Genomic DNA, 8,731 nt, shown 5'->3' with positions numbered 1-8,731 from the left:
GTGGCGGCGGGGCTGCGCACGGGGCTGGCGCTGGGCGTCCCGCTGGCGGTGTCCGCGCTCCTGCAACTGCCGCAGGCGTCCTGGGCGGGCATGGCGGGGCTCTTCGTGGCGCTGGTGGACAAGGGCGGGCCGTACCGCACGCGCGCGCGGGCGATGGGCGCGATGACGGTGCTGGGCGCGGTGGTGGGGTTGATCATCGCGCTGCCCAGCCCCTTCTGGGTGGACGTGGCGCTGACGCTCTGCTGGGTGACGGCGTGCGGCTTCGCGCGCAGCTTCGGCGACACGCCGGGCATCGTGGGGATGCTGCTGGCCAACCTGTTCGTGGTGTCGGTGGCGCTGCCGTCGCACGGGCCGGGGGCCGCGCTGATGCAGGCGGCGTACTTCGTGGCGGGCGGCCTGTGGTCCATGTTCCTGGGGCTGGTGCTCTGGCCGCTCAGGCCCTACCGCCCGGCGCGGCTCGCCATCGCCACCTGCTACGAGGCGCTGGCGAACGTCGCGGAGGCGGTGGCGGAGTGGCCGTTGGAGGGGTCCTCGCGCGTGGGGACGTGGGAGTCGGTGCAGCGGGCCGCGCGCATGCGGCAGTCCCTGGAGACGGCGCGCGCCACGCTGGGCGCCACGCGGCAGGGACGGCAGGAGGAGAGCGGCCGGGGGGAGCACCTGCTGGTGCTGCTGGAGGACGCGGACGCGCTGTCGCTGCTGCTCACCGCGATGACGGAGGCGCTGGACGAAGCCCCGCGTGAGGGGCCTTGTCGCGCGGCCCGCGTGGAGGCGCAGCGCGCGCTGCGGTCGCTGGTGGTGGACCTCGGGGGCGTGGTGGGCGCGCTGGTGCGGGGCTCGGTGCCGGGGCCGAGCGCGTGGGACGCGGAAGGGGTGACGCGGGTGCTGGCGGCGGACGGCGGAGGTCCGGAGCCGGCGCGCTCGCAGTACGCGCACATCGCGGGCCTGCTGGGACGGCTGCGCGAGTACAGCGCGGTGGCGCTGGACGTGGCCTCGCGGCTGGAGCGCGGCACGCCCCTTCCCGAGCGCGACACGAAGCCCTTCTCCCCGGGCCCCGGCCAGGAGCGCGCCTGGTGGGCGGTGCTGGGCGACCACCTGACGCCCCAGTCCGTCGTCTTCCGGCACGCGCTGCGGCTGGGGCTCACCGCCACGGTGGCGACAGCGGTGGCGGAGGGCCTGGGGCTCAACCACGGGTACTGGGTGACCATCACCGTCATCGTCGTGCTGCAGCCCTATGCGGGCCTCACGGTGGAGAAGGGGCTGCAACGCGTGGCGGGGACGCTGATGGGCGGCGTGCTGGCCATGGGGCTCGTGCACGTGCTGCCCGCGAAGTGGATGATGCTCGCGGCCATCGTGGTGCTCATCTGCGTGTCGGTGAGCGTGCGGCCCCTCAACTTCACCGTCTTCCAGGTGCTGCTCGCGCCCGCGCTGGTGCTGCTCGCGGAGCTCCAGTCCGGGGACTGGCGGCTCGCGGGCGTGCGCATCCTCAACACGCTGCTGGGCGGCGCGCTGGCGCTGGTGGGCATCCGGCTCTTGTGGCCCAGCCCCGAACACGCGCGCTTCCCGGAGGAGGTGGCCTCCGTGCTGCGGGCGGACCGGGACTACCTGGGGGCGGTGGCGCGGACGCCGGTGCCCACGGAGTCGGACCTGCGCGAGGCGCGGCGCAAGGTGGGCGTGGCGCTCTTGTCCGCGGAGGCGTCCTTCCAGCGGCTGCTCAGCGAGTGGAAGGGCCCCGCGAAGGAGCTGGAGCCGGGCATGGCGCTCATCACCTTCGCGCGGCGCTTCAGCGCGGCGGTGACGGCGCTGGCGGCGAGCCGCGCGTGGCACTCCACGTCGGACCTGGGCCCGGTGGTGCGCTACGCGTCGGACGCGCTGGAGGAGCTGTCCCAGGCGCTGGTGGCGCGCCGCGTGCCCGGCGGCCTCCAGCGCGAGCTGCCTCCGGTGGAAGGCACCGACGCGCTGGCGCGCACCCAGGTGTCACGGCTGGTGCGTCAGCTGGGCGTGCTCCACCACGCGGTGGAGCGCATGCCGCCCGCGCTGCGCGCCTGAAGAGGACGGCGTCAGGTCCGCTCCAGCTTGACCAGCAGCCGGCGCAGGTCCTCGTTGACGCGCACGAAGTTGGAGTTGCCCTTCTCGTCCTCCAGCTGCTTGCGCAGCGCGGGCAGGGACGCCTCGCGCACCTTCTTCGCCGCGGCGGGCTCATCCGTCAGCCAGTCCACCGCCTGGATGACCGTGGCGCGCGCCTCGGTGTTCTTCTCGGTGAGCCGCGTGGCCAGGGTGGGCCCCACGTCCGCGGCCGCGGCGCCCGAGCGCCCCAGCTCCAGCGCCGCGCGCTCCAGCAGCACCGCGTCCGCCTTGGGCAGCCGCTGCGACCAGCAGCCCGCGTTGCCGGCGCACGCCTGCGCCGCCTCCAGCACCGCGCCGTGGCCCAGCACCAGGTCCGCGCGCTTCTTGCCCAGCGCCGCCGCGTCCTCGCAGCCCTCCTCGCCCGTCACCTTGCAGTCGGACGCGGTGCGCGCGGGCTCCGCGGCGGCCAGCTTCGCGAGCACCGGCTGCTCCCGCGCATCTCCCAGGAGCGCGATGCCCTTGAGCGCCACCTCGCGCGCGTACCAGTCCGGGCTGCCCGCCGCCTTCTCCAGCGCGGGGAGCGCGTCGCGGCTGCCCACCAGCACCAGCGCGCGCACGTAGGCGTCGCGCACGGTGGGGTCCGGCTCGCCCACGAGCGCGCTCAGCGGCTTCACCGCCTCCGGGGCGCGCATCCGTCCGAGTGCGTCCGCCGCCTGCATCCGCACCAGCGCCTGGATCTGCGGATCCGAGTGGGTGAACGACAGCTGCTTCACCAGCGACGGCACCGCGCGCTTCTCCCGGAGGTCGCCCAGCACCTGCGCGGCCTTCATCGGGTAGCTGGCCGGGTTGACGCCCTGGGCCTTCGCCCACGACAGCAGCTCCGCGTCCTTGCCCTCCAGCGCCGGCAGGAGCGCGTCCGCGGCGGGCGTGCCCAGCTGGTACAGCGCGAAGCTGCTCTCCACGTAGAAGGACACGCCCTTGCGCTCCTTCGTCAGCGTGCGCAGCAGGGCGGGGATGGCGCGCGGGTCGCCAATCTGGCCCAGCGCTTCAATGGCCTTCTTGTTGAGGAAGGGCTCCGCCGCCTCGTCGGTGGCCATCGCGATGAGCGGCTCCACCGCGGACTTCGCCTTCAGCGCGCCCAGCACCTGGACGGCCTCGATGCGCGTGTAGTTGTCCTTGCTGCGCAAGAGCGGCACCAGCGACGGCACCGCGCGCGCGTCGCCAATCCGGCCCAGCGCCGTCACCACCGCCTTGTTCACCTGCTGCTCGGACGCGTCGCTCGCGGACGGATCCAACGCGGCCGTGAGCGGCTCCAGCGACGACGGGTGGTGCAAGTCCCCCAGCGTCCGCGCCACCGCCGCCTTCACCTCCGGCTTGCGCTCCGACGACAGCTTCGCGTGGAGCAAGGGCAGGAACTGCTCGTTGACGTTGCCCGACGTGCGCAGCGACTCAATGACTCGCACCCGGTCATCCGGCCGCTTCGCCCCCTCCATGCTGGACTGCCAGTACTCCGGCGTCTTGGGGTCCTCCTTCTTGCAGCCTCCGAGCGTGAGGCAGGACACCGCGAGGGACAGGGCGACGAATGAGCGGGACATGGGGCTCCTTTGCGTCCAAAAGTCAGCGCGTGCCGTCGGGTGTAGACCTGACGTGTCGAAGGACGCAAACCTCCCCCGACTCCTGGGGTACGCTGGTCAACGACATGGCCCTCACCGATGACAGTCGTAACGCGTCGCGTCCGAACATCCTGCGCCGGACCTACCTGCTCGACCGTGAGTTCCAGCTCAAATACATCCTGCTGCTCACCGGGATGGGGGCGGGAAGCATGCTTTTGTTCGGTGTCCTCGCCCTCCAGGCTCAGGGGATGGCGGAGGAGGGCGGACTGTCGGGCACCGAATCCCTCTGGTGGCTCACCGGGGCGGGCACCGTGGGCATGGGCATCGCGCTCGGCCTGTTCGGGCTGCTCTTCACGCACCGTGTGGCGGGCCCCGTCCACGTGATGAGCCTGTACGTCGCGGCGCTCGCGGCGGGCCGCTATCCGCGCCTGCGCCCCTTGCGGCGCAAGGACGAGCTGAGGGCCTTCTTCGGGCGCTTCAGTGAGGCGGTGGACCGCATCCGGCAGCGCGAGGCCGACGAGGCCATGGCGCTGGAGCAGGCGCTGCAGGTGCTCAAGCCCCTGGGCACCACGCCCGAGGCGCGCGAGGCCCTGTCCACGCTGGAGGCCCTGCGCGCGCGCAAGCGCCAGGCGGTGGACGCGGCCGCGCCGTCCGGTGCCTTCAAGTCCGTGGCCTGACGGCCCCCTTCCTCTTTCCCAAGGGACTCCCCTCACAATGAGCCGACCCCGCATCGTCTTCATGGGCACGCCCGAGTTCGCCGTGGCGTCGCTCGAGGCCTGCTTCGACGTGGGCGACGTCGTGGCTGTCGTCACCCAGCCGGACAAGCCCAAGGGCCGCAGCAGCGCCCCTGCCGCGCCGCCCGTGAAGGAGCGCGCGCTGGAGAAGGGCATCCCGGTGCTCCAGCCGCAGAAGCTGCGCACGCCGCCCTTCTCCGAAGAGCTGCGCCAGTACGCGCCCGACGTCTGCGTGGTGACGGCCTACGGCAAGATTCTCCCCAAGGACCTGCTGGCCCTGCCGGTGAAGGGCTGCGTCAACGTGCACGCGTCGCTCCTGCCGCGCTTCCGGGGCGCCGCGCCCATCCAGTGGGCCATCGCGCACGGCGACGCGGAGACGGGCGTGACGCTGATGGTGATGGACGAGGGCCTGGACACGGGCCCCATGCTGGCGATGAAGCGGCTGCCCATCGCGCCGGATGAGACGAGCGCCACGCTGCACCCGAAGCTGGCCGCGCTGGGCGGCGACCTGCTGCGGGAATCCCTGCCGCGCTACCTGCGCGGGGAGCTGACGCCCACGCCCCAGCCGTCCGAGGGCATGGTGCTGGCGCCCATCATCGACAAGGAGAACGCGAAGCTGGACTTCACGAAGTCCGCGGTGGAGCTGGACCGGCGGCTGCGCGCCTTCACGCCGTGGCCCGGCGCGTACACGTTGCTGGGAGGCAAGGTCTTCAAGGTGCACCGCATGCGGCCCGCCGCGGGGAAGGGCGAGCCCGGCACCGTGTTGTCCGCGGGCCCGGAGGGCCTGGAGGTGGCGTGCGGCGAGGGCTCGCTCGTCCTCCTGGAGGTCCAGCCAGAGGGCAAGCGGGTGATGCGCGCGGCGGACTTCCTCTCCGGCCACAAATTGCAGCCGGGCAGTCAGCCGTTCACGTCATGAGCGCGCTGCGGCGCGCCGTGTGGAATCTTCGCGTCGTGCGGTCTTGGAAGGCCTGGGAGTCTTGTCGATGGGCATGAAGCTGCTGGTGTTGCACGGTCCGAACCTCAACCTGCTGGGCGAGCGCGAGGACGCGGCGGGCGGACGGCTGTCGGACCTGGACGCCGCGCTGCGCGCGAAGGCGAAGGCGCTGGACCTGGAGCTGAAGATCGTCCAGTCCAACCACGAGGGCGTGCTCATCGACACGCTGCACGCCGAGCGCAAGAACGTGGAGGGCATCCTCATCAACCCGGCGGGCCTCTTCACGTCCTACGCGCTGAAGGAGGCGCTGGAGGCGGTGGGACTGCCCGCCATCGAGGTGCTGCTCAAGCCGCCCGCCCGCGAGTCCGTGGTGGCCGAGGCGTGCGCGATGCAGGTGCTGGGGCTGCACGGCTTCGAGCCCTACCTCCAGGCCCTGGAGACGTTCTCCAGCGGCATCTTCCACCCCGCCATCCCCGGGCCGGTGAAGACACTGGGCCGTCGCAAGGGCAAGGGCGCCGGTTCGGAGCCGGAGCCGACGGAAGACGCGCCCCGGCCGACGCCCAAGCTGGTGGGCCGGGTGCACCCGCTCAAGGGCGGGGCCACGGACCTGACGCGGCTGGCGGCGCCCGCGCGCTCCCTGGCGCGCACGGCGGAGGCTGGCGGGCCGTTGAAGACGCTGGGCCGCAAGACGACGGCGTCCTCCGACGCGAAGTCGGAGGGCCGGGCGGGCAAGACGCTGGGCCGCGCGGCGAAGGCGGGGGCCACGCCCGCGTCGGACCTGCTCACGCGCGCGCTCGTGCGCCAGAAGATCGCCGACCGGCTGGCGGGGCGGATGAGTGAAGCGGAGCTGGCCACCTGGGCACGCGCGAAGTATCAGCAGGTCCAGCGTGGCGAACCCGCGGAGAGTGGCCACCGCGAGCTGCTGGAGGACAGCCTCCAGAGCCTCACCCTGTCCCATCTGCCCGCGACGCGGATGACGGACGAGCAACTGGTGGATTTGATGACCCGGCTGGAAGAAGGATGAACGCCCGTACCCTCGCCATCAACATCCTCGCGCGCGTGCGCGCCACGGACGCCTACCTCAACGTCGTGCTGGACACGGCGCTCTCCGAACACCCGCCCAAGGACCCGCGCGACGCGTCGCTCGTCACGGAGCTGGCCTACGGCGCCACCCGCCGGCAGCTCGCGCTGGACTACGCCATCACCCGCTTCGCGGACCGCAAGCTGGACGCGCTGGAGGACAAGGTGCTGGCCGCGCTGCGCGTGGGCGCCTACCAGCTCTTCCACACCCGCGTGCCCGCCCGCGCCGCCGTGGCGGAGACCGTGCAGGCCCTGAAGGACGTGGGCCTCGCGCGCGCGGCGGGCTTCACCAACGCCATCTTGCGCAAGCTGTCGGAGCTGCCGTCCGCGCCGCTGCCCTCGCAGAAGGACCCGGTGGAGTACCTGTCCGTGCGCGAAAGCCACCCGCGCTGGCTGGTGGAGCGGTGGATCCGCCAGTTCGGCCGCGAGCGCGCGGAGGCCATGCTCGTCGCCAACAACCTGCCGCCCGCGGTGGTGGTGCGCGCCAACACCTCCAAGGTGACGCGCGACGCGCTGCTCGCCCAGCTCAAGGAAGTGGGCGTGGAGGGGCGCCCCACGGAGTCCTCGCCCGTGGGCATCATCCTGCCGCCCGTGGGCCGGGTGGAGGACCTGTACGGCTACTCGGAAGGGCTGTGGCAGGTGCAGGACGAGGCCGCGCAGCTCGTGGGCGTCTATGGCCACATCCCGGAGTCCGCGCGCGTGCTGGACGCGTGCGCGGCGCCGGGCGGCAAGGCCTGCCACCAGGCGGAGACGCACGACGTGGTGGCGGTGGACCTGCACGCCAACAAGCTGCGGAAGATTGAAGCGGAGGCCCAGCGGCTGGGGCTGTCCGGCCGCCTGAAGGCATTCGCGCACGACGCCGCGGAGCCGTTCCCGGAAGCCTGGGGCGAGTTCCACGCGGTGGTGGTGGACGCGCCCTGTTCAGGGCTCGGCACGCTGCGCCGCCACCCGGAGCTGCGCTACCGCCGCAAGGAGGAGGACGTGCCCCGGCTGGCCACGCTCCAGCGGCGCATCCTGGAGAACTGCCAGGAAGCGGTGCCGCCCGGGGGCCTGCTCGTGTACGCGGTGTGCACGCCGGAGCCGCAGGAGGGGCAGGACCAGGTGGAGATGTTCCTGCGCAGCCACCCGGAGTGGACGGCGGAGCCGCCCGTGCTGCCGGGCCTGAAGCTGCCGCTCGCCCAGGCGTATCTGCGCACGCTGCCGGGGCCGGAGGGCTACGACGGCTTCTTCGCCGCCCGGCTGCGCAAGATGTACTGAGCGCCCGCCGGGGGAGTGGGTTTCCGCTGCCGCGTCAGTCGTCGTGCGGAATCAGGGCGGCCTGCTTGAAGGCCTCCAGCACGGCGGCGGACGCGCGGTCCAGGTACTTGCCCTTGCGGATGAGCAGGCCGATGGGGCGCGACACGGGCCCCTCGGCGAAGGGCTTCGCCACCAGCGTGCCCGCCTTGATCTCCGCGTGGGCCGTGGCGAGCGGGAGGATGGCCACGCCCAGGCCCATCTCCACCGCGCGCTTGATGGTCTCCACGTTGTCCATCTCCATCACCGGATTGATGTCGATGTTCTTCTCGCGGAACAGGCGATCCAACGCCTTGCGCGTGGGCGCCTCGCGGTCGAAGGCGATGAAGGGCACGCCCGACAGCGCGGTGACGCTCACCTTCGCCTTGGTGGCGAACGGGTGGTTGGGCGCGCACACCACCGCCAGCTTGTCGTCGCGGAACGGGAGGATGTCCACGCCCGCGCGCGGCTGCGGGTAGGCCACGATGCCAATCTCCGCCGCGCCCAGAATCACGTCGTCGTAGACCTGATCATTGCGCCGGTAGTTCAGGCGCATGTTGACCTTGGGGTGCGTCTTCAAGAGCTGCTTCTGCACGGCGTTCAATTCGTGCAGGCCCACCGAGTAGATGGTGGACACCGTGGTGGCGCCCTGGACCTCCGTGGCCTGCTCGCGGATCTCCTGCTCCACCTCCGCGAAGCGCGCCAGGATCTCCTTGCAGCCCCGGAACAGGCGCTCCCCCGCGGGCGTCGGCGTCACCTGCCGTGCGCTGCGTGAGAGCAGCTTCTGCTCATAGCGGTTCTCCAGCGCGCGAATCTGCTGGCTCACCGCCGACTGCGTCACGTGGTTGAGCTGCGCGGCGCGAGAGAACGAGCCGGTCTCGACCACGTCACAGAACATCTTCAAGGATTCGAGCTGCATAAGGCCGTCTCCTACCCTCAAACCTAATGGCCGGGCCAGTAGTAATTAGTATCACTACGGGGAATGTGCGCGCCTGCTTGTGCGCCGGGTTCAGGGCTCGGGCGCGTCCGGGGGC

General features: G+C 72.2%; 7 protein-coding genes. 5 read left to right on the top strand and 2 right to left on the bottom strand.

Going from position 1 to position 8,731, the window contains the following annotated elements; all coding sequences use genetic code 11:
• A partial coding sequence (locus tag D7V93_RS30630; protein ID WP_244237610.1) for an FUSC family protein occupies positions 1 to 2,046 on the top strand: 2,046 nt, incomplete at its 5' end.
• Between the two features lie 11 nt (positions 2,047 to 2,057).
• Here D7V93_RS30630 and D7V93_RS30625 read toward each other — a convergent pair.
• The gene (locus D7V93_RS30625) at positions 2,058 to 3,659 is read right to left on the bottom strand and encodes a HEAT repeat domain-containing protein (protein ID WP_120646754.1); all 1,602 of its coding nucleotides are present in this window, start codon (positions 3,657 to 3,659) and stop codon (positions 2,058 to 2,060) included.
• A 104-nt stretch (positions 3,660 to 3,763) separates the two neighbouring features.
• Here D7V93_RS30625 and D7V93_RS30620 point away from each other — a divergent pair, with 104 nt between their 5' ends.
• The 4 genes from D7V93_RS30620 (at position 3,764) to rsmB (ending at position 7,682) form a co-directional block, all read left to right on the top strand.
• Entirely contained in the window at positions 3,764 to 4,354 is a 591-nt protein-coding gene (locus D7V93_RS30620) for a signal protein (protein WP_120646753.1), read from the top strand.
• A 37-nt stretch (positions 4,355 to 4,391) separates the two neighbouring features.
• The gene (fmt, locus tag D7V93_RS30615) at positions 4,392 to 5,327 is read left to right on the top strand and encodes a methionyl-tRNA formyltransferase (RefSeq protein WP_120646752.1); all 936 of its coding nucleotides are present in this window, start codon (positions 4,392 to 4,394) and stop codon (positions 5,325 to 5,327) included.
• A 67-nt stretch (positions 5,328 to 5,394) separates the two neighbouring features.
• Positions 5,395 to 6,369: a type II 3-dehydroquinate dehydratase gene (locus D7V93_RS30610; RefSeq protein ID WP_208723206.1), complete on the top strand. Its 975-nt coding sequence runs from the start codon at positions 5,395 to 5,397 to the stop codon at positions 6,367 to 6,369.
• A complete protein-coding gene (gene rsmB / locus D7V93_RS30605; protein WP_120646751.1) occupies positions 6,366 to 7,682 on the top strand; it encodes a 16S rRNA (cytosine(967)-C(5))-methyltransferase RsmB in 1,317 nt (438 codons plus the stop codon). Before D7V93_RS30610 ends, rsmB begins: the two co-directional genes overlap by 4 nt.
• A 34-nt stretch (positions 7,683 to 7,716) precedes the next feature.
• On the opposite strand, the gene D7V93_RS30600 is transcribed toward rsmB, so the two are convergent.
• A complete protein-coding gene (locus D7V93_RS30600; RefSeq protein WP_120609773.1) occupies positions 7,717 to 8,616 on the bottom strand; it encodes a LysR family transcriptional regulator in 900 nt (299 codons plus the stop codon).
• Between the last annotated feature and the right edge of the window lie 115 nt (positions 8,617 to 8,731).

Source organism: Corallococcus llansteffanensis (genome assembly GCF_003612055.1).
Lineage (GTDB): Bacteria > Myxococcota > Myxococcia > Myxococcales > Myxococcaceae > Corallococcus > Corallococcus llansteffanensis.
Note: the sequence above shows the minus strand (reverse complement) of the source record. Positions and strands in the feature narration are given on the sequence as shown.

Coding starts and splice junctions, on each gene's coding strand:
- D7V93_RS30610 (WP_208723206.1), top strand. CDS start 5,395: ATGGGCATGAAGCTGCTGGTGTTGCACGGTCCGAACCTCAACCTGCTG.
- D7V93_RS30625 (WP_120646754.1), bottom strand. CDS start 3,659: ATGTCCCGCTCATTCGTCGCCCTGTCCCTCGCGGTGTCCTGCCTCACG.
- D7V93_RS30600 (WP_120609773.1), bottom strand. CDS start 8,616: ATGCAGCTCGAATCCTTGAAGATGTTCTGTGACGTGGTCGAGACCGGC.
- rsmB (WP_120646751.1), top strand. CDS start 6,366: ATGAACGCCCGTACCCTCGCCATCAACATCCTCGCGCGCGTGCGCGCC.
- D7V93_RS30620 (WP_120646753.1), top strand. CDS start 3,764: ATGGCCCTCACCGATGACAGTCGTAACGCGTCGCGTCCGAACATCCTG.
- fmt (WP_120646752.1), top strand. CDS start 4,392: ATGAGCCGACCCCGCATCGTCTTCATGGGCACGCCCGAGTTCGCCGTG.